This window comes from Phocaeicola paurosaccharolyticus JCM 15092 (assembly GCF_000613805.1).
GTDB lineage: Bacteria > Bacteroidota > Bacteroidia > Bacteroidales > Bacteroidaceae > Phocaeicola > Phocaeicola paurosaccharolyticus.
Map to the genome: position 1 here is coordinate 74,975 of NZ_BAJR01000008.1, position 20,172 is coordinate 95,146.

The following is a 20,172-nucleotide window of genomic DNA, read 5'->3' on the forward strand; positions in this document are numbered from 1 at the left end:
TAATATGAGACTCTATATACTTTTACTATCAGGACTATTCTCCTTATCTGTATCTGCACAGGTCGTAAATGATTGGGAGAACCAAAATCTGCTTCAGATAAACCGTGAACCTGCAAGGAGCGCATTCATACCTTTTGCAAAAAAAGCAAATGACTCCTTTATGTCACTGAATGGATTATGGAAGTTTGCCTGGGTAGAAGAGCCGGGTAAGCGAGAGCAGAATTTCTATCTTCCTGATTTTGATGACTCCTCATGGAGAAATTTTCCCGTACCTGCCAATTGGGAGAATAACGGTTTCGGTACTCCTATATATGTGTCTGCCGGCTACCCGTTTAAGGTAAATCCTCCAAGTGTTACTTCAACTCCAAAAGAGACATATACCACATTCAAAGAACGTAATCCTGTGGGGCAGTACAGACGCACTTTTACTGTTCCTGCACAATGGATAGATGGTCAGTTCTTCCTACGTTTCGAGGGTGTGATGAGTGCATTCTATGTATGGATAAATGGTAAACGTGTAGGGTATAGTCAGGGAAGTATGGAACCTTCGGAATTTAATATAACTCCATATGTCACTGAAGGTCTCAACAAAATAGCTGTAGAGGTATATAAATACTGTGATGGTTCTTATCTGGAAGACCAGGACTTCTGGCGCTTTGGCGGTATTCATCGTTCTGTAGCAATAATTCATACTCCTGATGTTAGGTTGAGCAACTTCACCGTGAGAACTATTGCAAATGATAAATCATGTAATGATTTTACTCTTAATATAGATCCCGAATTTAAGGTTCATAATGAGATGACCGGCAAGGGATATCTTTTTAAAGCAATACTTAAAAGTAACGATAACACCATTGTGCAGACTCTTCAGTCAGATGTTGAAGATATTCTTGACTTAGAACATAAGGCATCAAGGATGAATGAGTGGTATCCGCAACGTGGACCGCGTAAGTCAGGAAGAGTGAGTGCAGTTATTAAATCACCTAAGAGATGGAGCGCTGAGACACCTAATCTGTATAAGCTAGAACTTCAGCTTATTGATGATAAGGGTAATGTCATACAACAGGTAAATCAGAATATCGGCTTCCGTGATATCAAGATAGAAGGTGGTCGTCTTTTAGTAAATGGCAAACCTGTAAGATTTAGGGGAGTGAATAGACATGAGCATGATCCTAACACAGCCAGGGTGATGAGTGAGCAGAGAATGGTACAGGATATCATTCTAATGAAACAGGCTAATATAAATGCTGTACGTACAAGCCATTATCCAAATGTATCAAGATGGTACGAGTTGTGCGACAGCATAGGACTCTATGTTATGGATGAGGCAGATATTGAGGAGCATGGTTTGCGAGGTACATTGGCAAGCAACTCTGACTGGAATGCTGCCTTTATGGATAGAGCGATACGTATGGTTGAGAGAGATAAGAATCATGCCTCTGTTGTAATGTGGAGTATGGGAAATGAGAGTGGATATGGTCCTAACTTTGCTTCCATATCAGCTTGGATGCATGATTTCGATCCTACACGTCCGGTACATTATGAGGGTGCACAGGGTGTAGATGGCAATCCCGATCCTGCAACTGTTGATGTTATAAGCCGCTTCTATCCAAGAGTGAAGGAGGAGTATCTTAATCCAGGAATAGCTGAGAATGAGGATAAGGAGAGGCTGAGAATGCCAGATGGGAGAGACTTCTTAATATTGCAGAACGTGATAATGACAATCGCCCTGTGCTTACAAGCGAGTATGCACACTCTATGGGAAATGCACTGGGCAATTTCAAAGAGTATTGGAACGAAATATATAGTAACCCGCGTATGTTGGGTGGATTTATTTGGGATTGGGTTGACCAGGCAATCCATAAGAAACTACCTGATGGAAGAGTCATGGTTGCTTATGGCGGGGACTTTGGAGATATCCCAAACCTAGATGCTTTCTGCATGAATGGTATTGTGAGAAGTGACAGAGAGATAACACCTAAATATCAGGAGGTAAAGAAGGTCTATGCACCTATTTATATGAATTACAGCGATGGGCATCTTAAAGTGACAAATCATAACCATCATACAGGAACAGAGAATTACAAATTCATGTGGTTTGTGCAGGAAAACGGTCGACAGACTTCAAGTGGAGAACTCTATATGCCACTCATAAATCCTGGTGAAACGGCTGAGATAATGCTTCCTCGATTCAAATTCGATAAGGAAAAAGATGTGAGACTAATCATTAAGGTTCTCCTTAAAACGTCAACATTATGGGCTGATAGAGGCTATGAGGTTGCTTATGAACAGTTTGCTTTAAGTGATAACATTCTATCTGTTACCAAAGAGAACAAGGTAAGAGACAGCAAGGGAGAATCGGTAATGAGACTATTCAAAGAAATAAAATTCCAAGCTTTCCGTGCTCCCACAGATAATGATAAGGGGTTTGGTAACTGGCTTGCAAAAGATTGGAAGAACAGCTCTCTTGACAAGCCTGTCGTGACAGTTAAACAGAGTGAGCAGAGAACGGGAGATATCTCTGTGGAGATTGTAAACTGCAGATACAAGTCCGGAAACATTGATGTAATGACAGAGAAGAAATTCAATAAAGATGGTTCTGTAGACCTTAAGCAGAGCTACACATTGAACGGTGATCTGCCGGAACTGCCGCGTCTTGGAATATCATTTACTATAGATGGTGGTTATGATAATCTCTCTTGGTACGGAAGGGGACCATGGGAGAGCTATCCTGACAGGAAGAGTTCTGCTATGATCGGTCGTTGGAGTAGTAAGGTTGCCGACCAGTATACGCACTATCCACGTCCGCAAGATAGCGGAAACCATGAGGATGTATCGGATGTGATACTTAGAAATAAAAAAGGAGAGGGCATAAGAATTTCTGCTATTGATAGTCCATTCTCCTTCTCAGCACTGTATTATAGTGTAGATGATCTATATAATACTACACATGATTGTGACCTTAAGCAGAGAGATGAGACCATATTGAGCATTGATGCTGCAGTCTTGGGATTAGGCAACAGCAGCTGTGGTCCCGGAGTGCTTAAGAAATACTCTATAGATAAGAAAAAGGTTCATACCTTGCATATTAGAATAAACAAGATAAAATAAATGTATATAAATAGCCATGAATAGAGCTTTTACTTTTATATCAGCTGCGTTATTGTCAGCAAACTTAATGTCACAGACTAATACATCGACACAACGACAATATCTCTCTGGAAAGGGATGTGATGATATGGTACAATGGGACTTTTATTGTACCGGTGGCAATAATTCTGGCAAATGGAGCAAGATTGGTGTGCCTTCGTGTTGGGAGTTACAGGGATTCGGTACTTATCAGTATGGAATGAAATTCTATGGTAAGGCTTTCCCGGAGGGAATAGCTGACGAGAAAGGTTTGTATAAGTATGAGTTTAATCTTCCTAAAGAGTGGAATGGAAGAGATATAGAACTTGTATTTGAAGCTTCTATGACCGATACAGAGGTGAAGATTAATGGTCGTAAGGCCGGGACTGAGCATCAGGGTGGTTTCTACAGATTCATATATAATGTCAGTGACAGAGTCTTCTTTGGGGGTAAGAAGAATGTACTTGAGGTGACGGTAAGCAAGGAGAGTAAGAATGCAGGAGTGAATCTTGCTGAGAGACGTGCTGATTATTGGAACTTCGGCGGACTGATACGTCCGGTATTCATTGTTTCTAAACCTGCACAGAATATTGCCCACCATACAGTAAATGCTTTGTCGGATGGAACATTCACAGCCAACTGTTTCTTGAATATGGCGGTTGAAGGTGCTAAAATAGAGACATCAATTTTAAATTCCAAAGGGAAGAGTGTAGCACACTCTATATCTGAATTTAGAAGAGGAAGCGATGTGGCTCTTGTGAGTTTAAAGGTAGAAAATCCGCTTCTGTGGAGTGCAGAAACTCCTAATCTATATACTGCTGTTTTTACTCTTGTAGACAAGAATGGAAAAGAGGTTCATAGAGAACAACAGAAGTTTGGATTCCGAACTATTGAAACAAGAGAGAGTGACGGACTCTATATAAACGGAACTAAGGTCCTTATAAAGGGTGTTAACCGTCACAGTTTCAGACCTGAATCGGGACGTACGTTAAGTAAAGTGAAGAATATCGAGGATGTGCTTCTGATTAAAAGTATGAATATGAATGCTGTTCGATTAAGTCATTATCCTGCAGATCCTGAGTTTTTTGAGGCTTGTGATTCACTTGGACTCTATGTAATGGATGAGTTGACAGGATGGCATGGAAAACATGAGACAATAGTTGGGCAGAAACTGGTTAAGGAGATGGTGATGCGCGACGTAAACCATCCATCTATAATTTGGTGGAGCAATGGTAATGAAAAGGGATGGAATACTGAACTTGATTGTGAGTTCCATAAGTATGATCCACAAAAGAGAGCTGTATTGCATCCTCAAGGTAACTTTAGCGGATACGAGACTATGCACTATCGTTCATATGGTGAGAGTCAGAACTATATGAGACTTCCTGAAATATTTATGCCAACAGAGTTTCTGCATGGTCTTTATGATGGAGGGCATGGAGGCGGATTTTACGACTATTGGGAGATGATGCGTAAACATCCTAGATGTGCTGGAGGCTTTCTGTGGGTATTGGCAGATGAGGGAGTGAAACGTGTTGATATGAACGGATTCATTGATAATGTAGGCAATTATGGTGCTGATGGTATTGTTGGACCACATCATGAGAAAGAGGGAAGTTATTATACAATAAAGCGTATATGGTCTCCGATTCAGATTATGAACAGGAGCATGACCGATAACTTTGACGGAAGAATCATTGTAGAGAACAGATACGATTTTAAGAATTTGAAGGGATGTATATTTGATTGTACTTTCGTTCAGCTACCATCATCAAAAGTTGGTATATTGTCTGGAAATATAGACAAGGAGGTAAAGAAGATATTGAACAAGAGGGTTACAGGGGTTGATATAGCTCCCAAAAAGAGTGGTGAGTTTATGCTACCATCTTCTGTAAGTGGGGCAAACGCACTTATGATAAAGGCAATTGACGATAATGGCAATGAACTCTTTACCTGGTGCTATAAACTTAAAGATATTGAGGTGTTGCAGACAAAGAGCGTAAACTCAGTAGTGGAATATGTAAAGAGTGATGATGGTGTAAAGGTAGCAGCTGCAGGAAGAACTCTGTTCTTCAGCAACAAAGATGGATACCTGAAATATGTTGAGAAAGATGGCAGGAAGATAAACCTTCATAATGGTCCACGATTCATTGCTGCACGTCGTGCTGACAGATCTTTGGATCAGTTCTATAATCATGATGATATTGACGCTGAAAAGAAGAAGACTCAGTATACCACATTTGATGATTTAGGCAAATTTGTAGGATTTGATATCAAAAAGGATGGTGATATATTGAGGATAACAGCAAATTATAAGTTGGGATGTTTTGATAAGGCTCAATGGTCTGTTATGCCTGATGGCACTGTCGTTCTTGACTATAACTATAATTTTAGCGGTGTTACCGATATTATGGGAGTAATGTTCGACTATCCTGAAGATAAGGTAAAAGCGAAAACATGGGTTGGTAACGGACCTTATAGAGTATGGCAGAACCGTGTTCATGGTCCTGAGTTAGGATTGTGGAGAAACGAATATAATGATCCTATCCCGGGCGAGAGCTTCGACTATCCGGAGTTCAAAGGATACTTTGCAAATGTGCAGTGGATTACACTGGATACAGAAGAGGGGAAGATTACCATTATAAATCATAAACCAGAAAATTATATAGGAGTATATCAGCCTCGTGATGGAAGGGATGAGCTTTTATACACTCTTCCAAATAGTGGAATAAGCATTCTGAATGTGATACCTCCTGTACGTAACAAGGTGAATACAACTGACCTTATAGGACCATCTTCTCAGCCATTCTGGGCTGATGGCAACTATAGTGGTAAGATTACTTTAAGGTTTGACTAAGATATTTGTTATGAGACAGAAATTTATCTTTATATTAATATCAGTAACTATCATCTTTCAGGGGGTATATGCTGAAAGCAACATAAACTCCTTGAGGAATGAGTTCCTTAAACCTTCATATCAGGCGAAACCATGGACTTTCTGGTACTGGATGTATGGTGCAGTGAGTAAAGAGGGTATAACAGCCGACCTTCAAGCTATGAAGGAGAATGGCCTTGGTGGTGCATATATAATGCCGATACGTGGTGTTGCAGAGGGAAAACAGTACAAAGGAGAGGTGGAACAGCTCTCTGATAATTGGTGGAACACCTTGAATTATACGCTATCCGAGGCTTCACGTTTGGGACTTAAGCTTGGTATGCATATATGCGATGGATTTGCCCTTGCAGGTGGTCCATGGATAAAACCTGAAGAATCGATGCAGAAAATTGTATGGAGCGATACTATTATTTCAGGAGGTAAAAAGATAGACATACAATTGGCTGAGCCTCAAAAATATGAATCGTTTTACAAGGATATAGCTACTTATGCTATTCCTGTAAAACTCAATGAGAAAGATTCGCAGATCGCTCCAAAGATAACAGTCGTAAATTTGGCAGGGGATGATGTACCTAATCAAGATAAAATAGTCAATATTGATGCCAAGGGTGTCATTCGTTCGTCATATCACTGCTATATCAACCTTGAATACCAAAAGCCTGTAACATGTAGGAATGTAGAGATTGTTCTGACAGGAAATAATTACCAGGCACACAGAATGAAGATGTGGGCAAGTTATGATGGTAATAATTATTTTCTAGTTAAACAGTTCGTTGCAGCACGTCATGGTTGGCAGAATACTGATTTCAACTCAAGCCACTCCGTTCCTCAAGTCAATGCACGTTTTTACAGATTCGAGTGGACTCCTAAAGGTAGTGAACCGGGAAGTGAGGATCTTGACGCTGCAAAATGGAAACCGGATTTAAAGATAAAGAATATAATACTCCATTCATCGCTTAAATTGAATGAATGGGAGGGTAAGGCCGGCCTCGTTTGGCGTGTTTCTGAAGAGACATCAGATAAAGAAATTGATGCCGCCAGTTGTGTTAAGCGTAGTGATATAATAAGAGTATCACTCAAGAATGGTCATTTTGTAGGTAACTTACCAAAAGGAGAGTGGCGTATTGTCAGAATTGGACATACCTCCACAGGGCATCAAAATGCTACTGCTGGTGGTGGCAAAGGATTGGAGTGCGATAAATTCAGCAGTACGGCCGTCAACAAGCAGGTAGAAAATTGGTTTGGTGAGGTATTTAGAAAGTGTAACCCTACAGTAGCACGCAAGGTATTGAAATATCTCCATGTAGATAGCTGGGAGTGTGGTAGTCAGAACTGGAGCGATAGCTTTGCATCTGAATTCAAAAGACGTAGAGGATATGATATCATAGATATTTTACCTGTTATGACAGGAGTTCCTATTGAGAGTGCATCATATAGCGAAAAAGTATTACGTGATGTCCGTACCACAATAAGTGAATTGGTTAGTGATGTCTTTTATGAAACGGTAATGGCATGTGCAAGAAAGTATGACTGTCTGTTATCTGCAGAATGTGTGTCTCCAACTATGGTAAGCGATGGCATTGCACACTACGATAGAGTAGATCTTCCTATGGGGGAGTTTTGGCTCAACAGTCCCACACATGATAAACCTAATGATATGCTTGATGCTATATCCGGAGCACATATATATGGTAAGAAGATAATCCAGGCAGAGGGCTTTACGGAGGTTAGAGGTGTATGGGATGAGACTCCTGCAATGCTAAAACCTCTGCTTGATAGAAACTATGCTCTAGGTATGAATAAATTGTTCTATCATGTCTATACTCATAATCCATGGATGGATAAAAAGCCGGGCATGACACTCGAGGGTATAGGTCTCTTTTTTCAACGTGATCAGACTTGGTGGAATGAGGGTAAGGCTTTTACTAATTATGTAGCACGTTGTCAGAGTCTGTTACAGTATGGTAATCCTGTGATAGATATTGCTGTCTTTACGGGTGAGGAGATGCCACGACGTGCATTTCTGCCTGATCGTCTTGTCTCTTTTCTTCCTGGTATTTTCGGGAAAGAGAGGGTAGATGGAGAGTCTTTACGATTGAAGAATGAGAATGAACCAATACGTGTAAAACCTGTTGGCGTTACCCATAGCGCTAATATGGCTGATCCTGAGAAATGGATAAATCCTTTACGAGGTTATGCATACGACTCTTTCAATAAAGATGCATTGCTGCGTCTAGCCTATTCTGAAAATGGAAAGATAATACTTCCTGGAGGAGTGGAATACTCTCTTCTCGTCATTCCTGGCGCTCATGTAATGAATCCATCCAATGTGCCTGTTTCTGATGAGGTGAAGAGCAAGATAGATGAGTTTAAAGCTGACGGAGTGAAGATACCATCACTTCCTTACCTTAATGAAGACTTCAAATCATTAGGCATAGATAGAGATGTCGAACTACCAATGAATATTGCCTGGACACATAGACGAGGGGAAGATGCTGATATCTATTTTCTGTCAAATCAATCAGATAGTAAGGTAAACTTCACAGCATCATTCAGAATTAATGATAAAAAAGCTGAGTTGTGGAATGCTGTTAATGGCAGAATGTTCATTCCTGCGTTTCAGGAAGCAAGAGGTAACAGAATGGATGTAAATATTACTCTTGATAGATTTGCTTCTATTTTTGTGGTTTTCCCAAAATCACAAAAATCAGAGTTCCAATCTTCGAACGCACAATTTACGAACGCAAAATCTTTTGACTCACAATCTTCAGAGTCTCAATATTCCGAAAGACAGTCTTCGAATTCTAAATCTTCCAATTCACACTCTTCCGACTCACAATCATCAGTAGAAATTGAAAAGGAGTTTGTACATGAAAAGGAATTAGCTTTTAATGTAAAACCGTGGAATGTGGAATTCCCATTGATTAATAAAAAGTTAGAGAGAAAAGAGCTATTTGATTGGAGTAAGGAGAGTGATGAAAAGATAAAATACTATTCAGGTTCGGCTCTTTACAGCACTTCTGTAAAGATAAAACCTAATAAGCATAAAAGGATATTCTTACTAATGGAAGAGTTGCATGATGTAGCAACAGTTAAAGTGAATGGAAAGGAATGCGGAATAGTATGGACATATCCTTATGAGATAGATATCACCGATTGTGCTAAAAGAGGTGATAACAAATTAGAGATAAAGATTACAAATACTTGGGCTAATGCCTTGCGTGGTGCAGATGGAGGTAAGGCACCATTCGATGGCATATGGACAAATGCTCGTTACCGTATGCCGGGTGATGGTCTACTTCCGGCAGGATTGATAGGTGGAATTAAATTTGTAGAAAGATATTAAATCGATATATTTATGAAGAAATTATTATTTGCGGCTTTGGCTTTCATGAGCTATATATCAATGGAAGCAGAGGTAAAGTTACCTGCAATATTTTCAGATGGTATGGTAATGCAGCAGAGTTGTGATGCAAATCTATGGGGAAGTGCAACAGCAAATTCACCGGTTGTCATTACTACCAGTTGGAATAAAAAGAGATATAAAGTAAATGCTGATAAGAATGGCAAATGGAAAATATCTGTAAAGACTTCATCAGCAGGTGGTCCTTATAATATTACTTTTGACGATGGGAAGCGACTTACAGTAAACAACATACTTATTGGTGAGTTATGGCTGTGCAGTGGACAGAGTAATATGGAGATGCCTATGAAGGGATTCAAAAACCAACCGGTTGAGAATGCTGCATGGGATATTATGAGAAGTAAGAATGATAATATACGTCTTTTCACAGTAAAGAGGGATGCTTCCATCGAACCTAAGGCAGATGTTACAGGTACATGGCAGACCGCTGCGCCGGAGAGTGTGAGAGAGTTCAGTGCCACAGCCTACTATTTTGGCAGAATGGTAAATGAACTTCTTGATACACCTGTGGGACTTGTTGTTGCAGCATGGGGCGGCTCCTCTTGTGAGGCATGGATGAAGAGTGATTGGTTAAAAGCTTTTCCTTCAGCAAAGATACCTAAGAGTGAAGCAGAGATAACATCGAAGAATCGTAATCCGACTCTACTATTCAATGCAATGCTATCGCCACTTATCGGTTTGACTATGAAGGGATGCATATGGTATCAGGGTGAGGATAATTACAATCGTGCATCAACTTATGCAGATATGTTTACTACAATGATAAAAGGCTGGAGAAATGAATGGAATCAGGGTGATTTCCCTTTTTTCTATTGTCAGATTGCTCCATACGATTATTCAATAATAACCGAAAAAGGTAAGGAGGTAATTAACTCTGCCTACTTACGTGAACAGCAAGCTAAAGCTGAACAAATGGTTAAGAATGTAGGTATGGCTGTGCTGCTTGATGCCGGACTTGAAAAGGGTATTCATCCTTCACAAAAGAAGATAGCAGGAGAGCGACTTGCACGTCTTGCAATGGTTAACACTTACGGTATGAAGGGTGTATCATCACAAAGCCCTTACTTCAAAGATTTTGAAGTAAAAGGAGATACAGTAATAGTCTCTTTTGAACGTGCTGATATGTGGATAAACTGCAAGGGCAAATTTCAGTCGGATAATTTTAAATTGGCAGGAGAAGATAGAGTGTTTCATAAAGCAAAGACATGGATTGAAAGAAGTAAACTATATGTTTTAAGTAGTGAGGTGAATAATCCTGTTGCTGTAAGATATGCTTTTGAAAACTATGTTGAAGGAGACCTTTTTGGGGATGACCTTCCAATATCTTCTTTCCGCTCAGATAATTGGTAACTTTATAAACTATGATTTGATATGAAGAGGACTATTTTTACAGCGTTGCTTTTGCTCAGCTTTGCTTTTAAAGCAGTGGCACAACCTATAGATTATATCTGGGAAACTCAAAGTAAAAACTCATCTGAGTCTATGCCTTGTGGTGGCGGAGATATTGGACTTAATGTATGGGTTGAAAATGGTGATATCCTTTTCTATATCAGTCGTAGCGGTGCTTTTGACGAGAACAATACTCTATTAAAACAAGGAAGAATTAGGCTAAAACTGAATCCAAATCCTTTTAATAGCAATGTTGGTTTCAAGCAGATTCTACACCTTAACAATGGGTATGTATCTGTCACAAACGGACGTTGTGTGGTTGACATCTGGGTAGATGTATTTAAACCGGTAGTGCATGTAGAGATAAATGGTAAGGAAAAGTCAGCTATAGAAGTCGGTTACGAGAGTTGGCGCTATAAAGATAGGGCACTGACAAAGACTGAGGCCCAGCAATGTTCATATAAATGGATTGTTCCTAAAGATGGTGTGACTAAAGCAGATTTAATAAGTGCCAAGTCGGATAACATAAGTTTTTATCATAGAAATAGCGACATAACTGTATTCGACATGGCAGTGGAGCAGCAGGGCTTGAGTCATGTGAAGGATAGTCTCTATAACCCTATTAAAGGTCTTATTACAGGAGGAAAGCTCATAGCAGATGGAATGGTCTTTTCAGGAGAGTATGAAGGAAGTTATGGCGACACAGATTATAAAGGCTGGAGATACAAATCTGTTGGTTCATTGAATAGTCATAACTTTAATATAATACTGAATGAGACTCAGAATGGTTTAGATGATTGGAATAAGGGCTTGGCATCAATAGAAAAGAGCATAAATAGTAGAGCTGATAAAATAAAAACTCGTAAATGGTGGAATGAATTTTGGAAGAGGAGCTATATAAATGGTGGTGGAGAACTTACTGAGCAGGTAAGAAACTACACTCTTTTCAGATATATGCTTGGATGCAATGCGTATAGTAAGTGGCCTACCAAATTCAATGGAGCCTATTTACATTCGACCCTATATTCGTAGATGAAAAATCGCCATTTACTCCTGACTATCGTAGATGGGGCGGAGGAACTATGACAGCACAAAATCAGAGACTTGTATATTGGCCAATGCTGAAAAGTGGTGATTTCGATATGATGAAATCGGAGTTTGACTGTTATATGCGAATTCTTCCTAATGCAATTATGAGAACCAAAGTATATTGGAATCATGGAGGAGCATGCTTTTGCGAACAGATAGAGAACTTTGGTTTACCAAATCCGGCTGAATATGGTTCAAAACGCCTGATGGATTCGATAAAGGTGTAGAGTATAATCCATGGCTTGAGTATGAATGGGATACAGTACTTGAATTTTGTCAGATGATTCTGGAGTTTGAGAATTATAATAATGAAGATTTGGAGAGGTACTATCCTCTTATAGAGAATGCTCTCAATTTCTTTGATGAACATTACCGCTATATGAACAAGAAGTTTGGTAATAAGGAACTTGATGGCAAAGGTAAACTTGTATTATATCCAGGTTCGGCATGTGAAACCTATAAGATGGCTTATAATCCATCTTCAACAATTGCTGCATTGACAAAACTCTCACAGAGCTATAAAAAAGATCTTAGAATAAAGTCACATATTCCTGAAATACCACATAGAACAGTTGGTGGAAAAGAGATGATTGCTCCGGCAATGGCATGGCAAAGAATTAACAATGTGGAGACACCTCAGTTATATTCTGTTTTTCCTTGGAGATTATATGGAATAGGAAGAGACAATATAGAAATAGCAAAAAACACATACCTCTATGATGAAGATGCTTTGAAGTTTCGCTCATCAGAAGGCTGGAAACAGGATAACATATGGGCTGCATGTCTTGGTCTTACAGAAGAGGCTACGAGACTGACAAAAGAGAAAATGAAAAATGGTCCGTACCGTTTCCCTGCTTTTTGGGGACCCGATTTTGATTGGTCACCTGATCATAACCGTGGAGGAAGTGGAATTATTGGACTACAAGAGATGCTTATGCAAGAGGTTGATGGAAAGATATACCTATTTCCTGCATGGGACAAAAAAGAAGATATCTCATTCAAATTGCATGCCTCTCAGAACACTATAGTCGAGGTGGAATTGAAAAAAGGCGAGGTGAAAATTAATGTTTTCCCTGAAGAGAGAAGAGAAAGCATAGTCGTTTTATAGAGTACATTTTTAGTGGTAAAACGTCATGATAAGAAAGAATGAATCATGAAGAAAATAATTATATTACTGCTATCAATTTTACCATTAATCGCAAATGCACAGATAGAGACATCTGTAGCAGGCTTTTTCCCTTTGAAAGATTCCGGAAGAAAAGTCTATAATTTCAATCCAGGATGGCGTTTTCATCTTGGTGATATTGCTGATGCTTACAAAACAAATTTTGATGACTCCTCATGGGAGGTGGTAACAGTACCTCATTCTGTAGAACTTATGCCAGCTGAGGCTAGCGGTTGTCGTAACTATCAAGGAATAGCATGGTATCGTAAACATTTTGTCTTACCTAAAGAGGTAAAAGGAGATTATGTTACTATTCATTTCGAGGCGGTGATGGGTAAACAAGATGTATATCTTAATGGTAAACTTGTAAAAAAACACTTGGGTGGTTACCTCCCTTTTAATATTTCCCTTACTGAACTTGGAGTAAATGCTGGTGATACTTGTCTTCTTGCTGTAATGACAGACAATAGTGATGACAAAAGCTTTCCTCCCGGTAAATCCCAAAAGACTCTTGACTTTGCATATCATGGAGGTATATATCGTGATGTATGGATGATTGCAAGATCACCTATAGCTATTACTGATGCAGTAGAATCTAATTGTGTTGCCGGTGGTGGAGTATTTGTACATTATGATAATATATCAAAGAAAAGTGCCGATATATTTGTGAATACAGAGGTAGAGAATAGATATAATAAGAGTGCTTCTGTTACAGTTCTCAACACACTTCTTGATAAGGATGGTAATATTGTCGGCAGAAACAGATATACTTTGAAGTTAGAAAAAGGAGCAAAGGCGACAGCTGTCGGCAAGATAAAATTAAGGGAACCTCACTTATGGTCTCCTCAGTCTCCATATTTGTATAGATTGGAGACAAAGATATTGAATGGAAGGAAGAGCTTTGATGGAGGTGCACTGAAGATAGGTATTCGTAAAGCTGAATTTGATTCTGAACGAGGATTCATACTCAATGGAGAACCTTATGGACAGTTGGTTGGTGCAAATCGTCATCAGGATTTCGCATATGTTGGAAATGCACTTCCTAACTCTCAGCAGTGGCGTGATGCAAAACGTCTGCGTGATGCCGGCTGCACAATAATACGTACGGCGCATTATCCTCAAGATCCATCATTCATGGATGCTTGCGATGAACTGGGGCTTTTTATAATTGTAGCAACACCTGGATGGCAGTTCTGGAATAAATCAGAGCAGTTCGGAAAGCTTGTTCATGAAAATACCCGTCAGATTATCCGCCGCGACCGAAATCATACATCTGTTCTAATGTGGGAGCCTATACTGAATGAGACAAGTTATCCACTAGAATTTTCGATTGAGGCTTTGAATCTTACAAAGGAAGAGTTTCCATATCCCGGTCGTCCTTTTGCTGCAGCGGATTTGCACTCTGCAGGTGTAGCTGATAATTATGATGTGGTTTATGGTTGGCCTGGAGATGATGAAAAAGCAAACAAACCTAAGCAATGTATATTTACACGTGAATTTGGAGAGAATGTTGATGATTGGTATGCACATAACAATAACAACCGCGCCAGTCGTAGTTGGGGAGAGAAACCTATGCTTGTACAGGCGCTGTCACTCGCCAAGAGTTACGATGAACTATATCGTACTACAGGTCAGTTTGTAGGGGGAGCTCAATGGCATCCTTTTGACCATCAACGTGGTTATCATCCTGATCCATATTGGGGAGGAATATTTGATGCATTCCGTCAACCGAAATATGCATACGAGATGTTCCGTAGTCAGCGACCTGCTTTAGAATCTGGACCTATGGTATACATTGCACATGAGATGACACAATTCTCTGATGCTGATGTTGTAGTGTTCAGCAATTGCGATTCTGTAAGACTTTCGGCATACGATAAAACATATAGTGTTACTCTACCTGTAAAACATGATAAAGGTCATATGCCATCGGCACCTGTTGTATTTAAGAATGTATGGGACTTTTGGGAGGCACGCAGCTACAGTTACCTGCAAAAAAATTGGCAGAAGGTAAATATAGTTGCAGAAGGTATTATAGATGGTAAGATTGTATGCAGTGAAAAGAAGATGCCGTCAAGACGTTCAACGAAACTACGTTTATATGTTGATACTTTAGGTAAGCAACTTATTGCTGATGGCTCCGATTTTATTGTAGTTGTTGCTGAGGTTACAGATGATAATGGAAATGTAAAAAGACTAGCAAAAGATAATATACTCTTTACTGTTGATGGAGAGGGGAGCATAATAGGAGATGCTTCGATAAATGCAAATCCAAGAGCAGTGGAATTTGGCTCAGCTCCAGTTTTGATAAAATCTACAATGACTCCGGGAAAGATAAAGGTAAAAGCTCGTGTACAGTTTGAAGGAGTACATTCACCTACTTCTGCTGAGATAGAAATAGAATCTTTGCCATCGAATATTGAACCTAATTTCTTGGATAAACCTTTCACAAAGAAAGAAGTTTCAACAATCAGGAAAGTGAATATTGATAATATTACAACAGAGCAGAAAAAGGCAATGTTGAATGAAGTGGAACTTCAGCAGACTCAGTTTGGTACAGCAAGATGAAGCTGTACCAAATTATCATTGGAAATGATGATTATCAATAATTATTTTATCTTTGCTCTGTTATTGAAATAACCACTATGAGAAAAATACTATTATCTATCCTGCTCCTTTATATTGGATTTGGCTACTCCTTTTCAAATCCATCAGACCTCTTGACCGAAAACTATTCAAAAGAGAAAGGATTACCTAACGATATTGTAAATTATTCTCTTAAAGATAAAGATGGTTTCTTATGGTTTGGAACATGGTATGGAATATGTCGTTTCGATGGTGTTCGATTCAAAACATACAATAATGCTGAATATAGTAATGAGATCCTTCCTCCACGTAAAATTCAGAAAATAGTTGAAGACAAAAATGGGCTCTTCTGGATAAAGACTATAGATAGGAAACTATTTGTTTTTGACAAGAAGAAGGAGAAATTCAGAGCTATTTATGATGATGTGAAGAATTTCTCAAAGAATATTCAGATTATTAAAATTCAGACAGACTCTCAAGGTGATGTACTGCTTTTAACCAAAGACAAAACCTTACTTATTGCATCAACAGATAGCTATGGTAATATAAAAATTAAGACTCTTTTTAACTCAAAAGGGCATGTGAATATTCATAACTTCAAGTTGAATAGCTCTGTATTTTCTGAAACGAAAGATTATATATGTTGGGTTGGAACGGATTACAAACTAATCTCGTTCAAGAAAGGAAAAGCGCTAAAAAATAAACCTGTAAATTACATATCAAATAAACTGTCCGGCAAATTAACTTCTGCATTTAGCAGAGGCAATGAACTGTGGTTAGGGAATGCCGATGGAGCTATATATTGCATAAATTCTAATAATGGGGCTGTATCAAAAATCGTTTTCCCAGGAATATCAGGGAAAATTACAAGCCTGATGGTCACATCTTCAGAACTCATATACTTTTCAACAGCAAAAGATGGTGTTTGTTCCTTTAATATGAGAAATAAAGAGTTGAAGAGAATCAATGTAAAAGTTAATTATTCAAATATCAGTGATATATATATTGACCAGTATGATAAATTGTGGATTCATGATAATGAAGTTTCTTTGACATTCTATGACCCAATAGAGAACAGGTCGAAGATATTTCCTTTTTCTAATATAGATAAAATATGTCCTTTATCAATAGAGGATGCAGGTGAGAGGGGATTATTTGTTCTCGCTCCTACAGGTGAAGCTTTTATATTCGACAGGAAGACTTTAGAGATGAAGAATATCAATCAACTTCGTAAGATATCCAACGATAAGGAAGATCAACTCTTTTATCATATATTGCTAGATAACGATGGAGTGTTATGGCTCTGTTCAACGACTAGTGGTGTCTATCGTATTAACTATCCAAGGCATGAATTCCGTCTGTTGAATGTAAAAGACAATCAACTTAAAGAGGCTAGAGGTAATGTAGGAATTAGGGCTATGCACCAGATGCATAATGGAGATATATGGGTAGGTACTCGTGATAAGAAATTATATATATTTGATAGTGATGGGTATGTAAAACATCTATTCCCGGTAGATACATATGGATTAGGTAGCATATACCATATAATGGAAGATAAAGATGGTAATGTTTGGCTCTCAGTAAAAGGAGGGGGCTTAATGAAGTTTGTAAAAGATAATAATGAAAAGAATGGATATAAGGTAACTAGGTTTTTAAATGATGTAAACGATCCCTCTTCAATAAGTGGTAATGATGTATATTTTACATATCAAGATAGTAAAGGTCATATATGGGTAGGATCACTTGATGGTGGATTGAATTTGATCTACTACAAAGGTGGAAAAGTCAAATTTTATAATAAGAACAATGGCTTCGATAAATATCCTTCTTATGGTATATATGTAGAGGTACGAAACATAATAGAGGATGTCAATGGCAGAATATGTAGGTACCATGGATGGACTTATGTCATTTAAGAATAACTTTAAGAGGCCACAAAGTATAAACTTTGAGACTTATCATAATAAAAAGGGATACCCTTTTATAAATGGTGATGTATATACTATTTATAAAGATGATGACAATCAGATATGGGCTTCTGTCTTTGGCGGAGGACTTGGCTGTATGAAAAGTTTCGACACTAAAAACAATATACCTATATTCAAAACCTATAGCAGAGAAGACGGCTTGATGAATGATGTTGTTATATCAATAATTGAGGATAATAACAATAGATTATGGTTTGCAACAGAATCAGGATTGTCATACTATAACAAGAAAAACGGAGTGATAAGAAGTTTCGATAAATATGATGGCCTTCCATTAGTAGATATCGAAGATAATACTGCAATTGTTACTTTAGATAATGAGATATGGCTTGGAACCAGAGAGGGTATTCTCTCTTTCTCTTCAAATAATATTGGCTCGGATAATACTAATTACCGCACTTATATTGTACGTTGTGACGTTAATAATAAGGATATTAAGAATTATGTAGATCCTGCTATCATAACAAATTCAATTACCTATACTGATAAGATTGTACTTAACCATAATCAGGATATGTTCAATATTGAATTTGCAGCATTGAATTATAGTAATATTAATCGTATAACATATAAATATATTCTTGAGGGATACGAGGAAAAATGGCACAATAATGGAAGAAACAGAATAGCTTCGTATACCAATGTTCCTCCTGGAAAATATAAATTTAAAGTGGTTGCAGTCGATGGATCAAACTTGGATTTCAAGTCGGAAGCTTTGGTTGATATAGAGATTCTACACCATGGTGGGCGACCAATTGGGCTTATGCGGTATATTTCATACTATTTATGCTGTTACTCTATTTTGCAATCCGCATATCAATATTCATGATAAAGGTAAAGAATGATATATATATTGAGCAAAAGTTATCTGAGATGAAGATTAAGTTCTTTACTAATATCTCACATGAGCTTCGTACACCTCTTACTCTTATACAGGGTCCTATCCAGGAAATAAAGGAGAAGGAACATCTTACAGATAAGGGTATCAAGTATATTGAACTGATGGAGAAGAATATAAAACAGATGCTTCAACTTGTAAATCAGATACTCGATTTCAGAAAAATACAGAATGGTAAGATGAAACTCCATGTCTCTTCTTTTGAAATAAATGATCTTTTGCAATCTTTCTACAACGAATTCAGATTGCTGTCTGAGGAGAATGAGATTTCATATACATGTGAATGTGGTGATAATGATTATGTAGTTTGGGCAGACAAAGAAAAGATAGAGATAGTAATTAGAAATATTATATCTAATGCCTTCAAATTTACTCCTGCTGGAGGTTCAATTTATGTATCTACAGGAGAGAGTGAAGATGGAAAGTATCATTATATACGAATTGAAGATACCGGTGTAGGTATTCCTGAGAATAAGTTAAATGAGATATTCAACCGTTTCTCACAACTGGATAATAACCAGGGTGTGTCTAATTTTAAAGGAAGTGGAATAGGTCTTGCCCTTTCAAAAGAGATTATTGCCCTACACCATGGCGATATATGTGCAGAGAGTCCAAATCAGAGAGGGGCTGTTTTTATTATTAAACTACTTAAGGGGAAGGAACATTATAATCCTTCAGAAATAGATTTCTATATAAGTGAAGATACTAAAGAGCTTCCTGCAGAGGAGTTCACAGAGGAAGATGATATTGATGAAGATACAAGTATTATAAACTCTTCATTACCATCAGTTCTTATTGTTGAGGATAATAAAGATTTGTGCACTATGCTGAAATTGCAGTTCGAGGATAGATATAATATATATATTGCGAATGATGGTGCCGATGGTATGAAAAAGATATATCTGTTTCATCCTGATATAGTTGTTACCGATCAGATGATGCCTAATATGGATGGTTTGGAAATGCTTCAGAGAATAAGGAAAGATTTTCAGATAAGCCATATACCGGTTATCATTCTTACTGCTAAGAATGACGAACAGGCAAGGACACATGCCATAACTCTCGGAGCTAATGCATATATTACTAAGCCATTTAGTAAAGATTATCTTCAGGCACGCATAGAACAGTTGCTTAAAGAGCGTAAACTATTCCGTGAAAAGATGTGGCAGACACCTAAGGAAGATGAGATAAATAATAAAGATGAACATTCTTACGGAGAGTTTCTTGTGCAAAAGGATATTCAGTTTATAGAGAAGATTCATCAAGTGATAGAAGAAAATATAGATAACAGTGATTTTAATATTGACACTATTGCTAATAGTATAGGACTGAGTCGTTCTGCATTTTTCAAGAAGCTTAAGAGTCTTACAGGATTTTCCCCTGTAGATTTGGTTAAGGAGATAAGATTGAATAAAGCTGTTGAACTTATGAAAAACAGTGATCTTACAATTTCAGAGATTGCTTATTCAGTAGGATTCAAAGACTCTGGATATTTCAGCAAATGTTTCAGGAAAAAGTATGAACTGACCCCTTCTGATTATTTGAATGAATGGAGAAAAAGTTGATTTCTTATTATTACAAAATAGACTGATAAGCGTCTTAATA

General features: G+C 38.1%; 3 protein-coding genes and 4 pseudogenes. All 7 read left to right on the forward strand.

Annotated elements, in window-relative coordinates:
• Positions 1-4 precede the first annotated feature (4 nt).
• The 7 genes and pseudogenes from JCM15092_RS15120 (at position 5) to JCM15092_RS15130 (ending at position 20,132) form a co-directional block, all read left to right on the forward strand.
• Positions 5-3,111: pseudogene (locus JCM15092_RS15120) on the forward strand (glycoside hydrolase family 2 TIM barrel-domain containing protein).
• A gap of 16 nt (positions 3,112-3,127) precedes the next feature.
• On the forward strand, positions 3,128-5,986 hold the full coding sequence (locus JCM15092_RS05630) for a glycoside hydrolase family 2 protein (protein WP_024993802.1): 2,859 nt from the start codon (positions 3,128-3,130) through the stop codon (positions 5,984-5,986).
• Between the two features lie 10 nt (positions 5,987-5,996).
• Positions 5,997-9,371 carry a glycosyl hydrolase gene (locus JCM15092_RS05635; protein WP_024993803.1) on the forward strand — a complete coding sequence of 1,125 codons (3,375 nt, stop codon included), beginning with the start codon at positions 5,997-5,999 and terminating at the stop codon, positions 9,369-9,371.
• Between the two features lie 12 nt (positions 9,372-9,383).
• Complete coding sequence (locus JCM15092_RS05640) at positions 9,384-10,799, forward strand: sialate O-acetylesterase (RefSeq protein WP_024993804.1); 1,416 nt, start codon at positions 9,384-9,386, stop codon at positions 10,797-10,799.
• A 21-nt stretch (positions 10,800-10,820) separates the two neighbouring features.
• A pseudogene (locus JCM15092_RS15125) lies at positions 10,821-13,035 on the forward strand (DUF5703 domain-containing protein).
• Between the two features lie 45 nt (positions 13,036-13,080).
• A pseudogene (locus tag JCM15092_RS05650) lies at positions 13,081-15,505 on the forward strand (glycoside hydrolase family 2 protein); the annotation flags it as partial.
• Between the two features lie 232 nt (positions 15,506-15,737).
• A pseudogene (locus JCM15092_RS15130) lies at positions 15,738-20,132 on the forward strand (hybrid sensor histidine kinase/response regulator transcription factor).
• Positions 20,133-20,172: the final 40 nt, after the last annotated feature.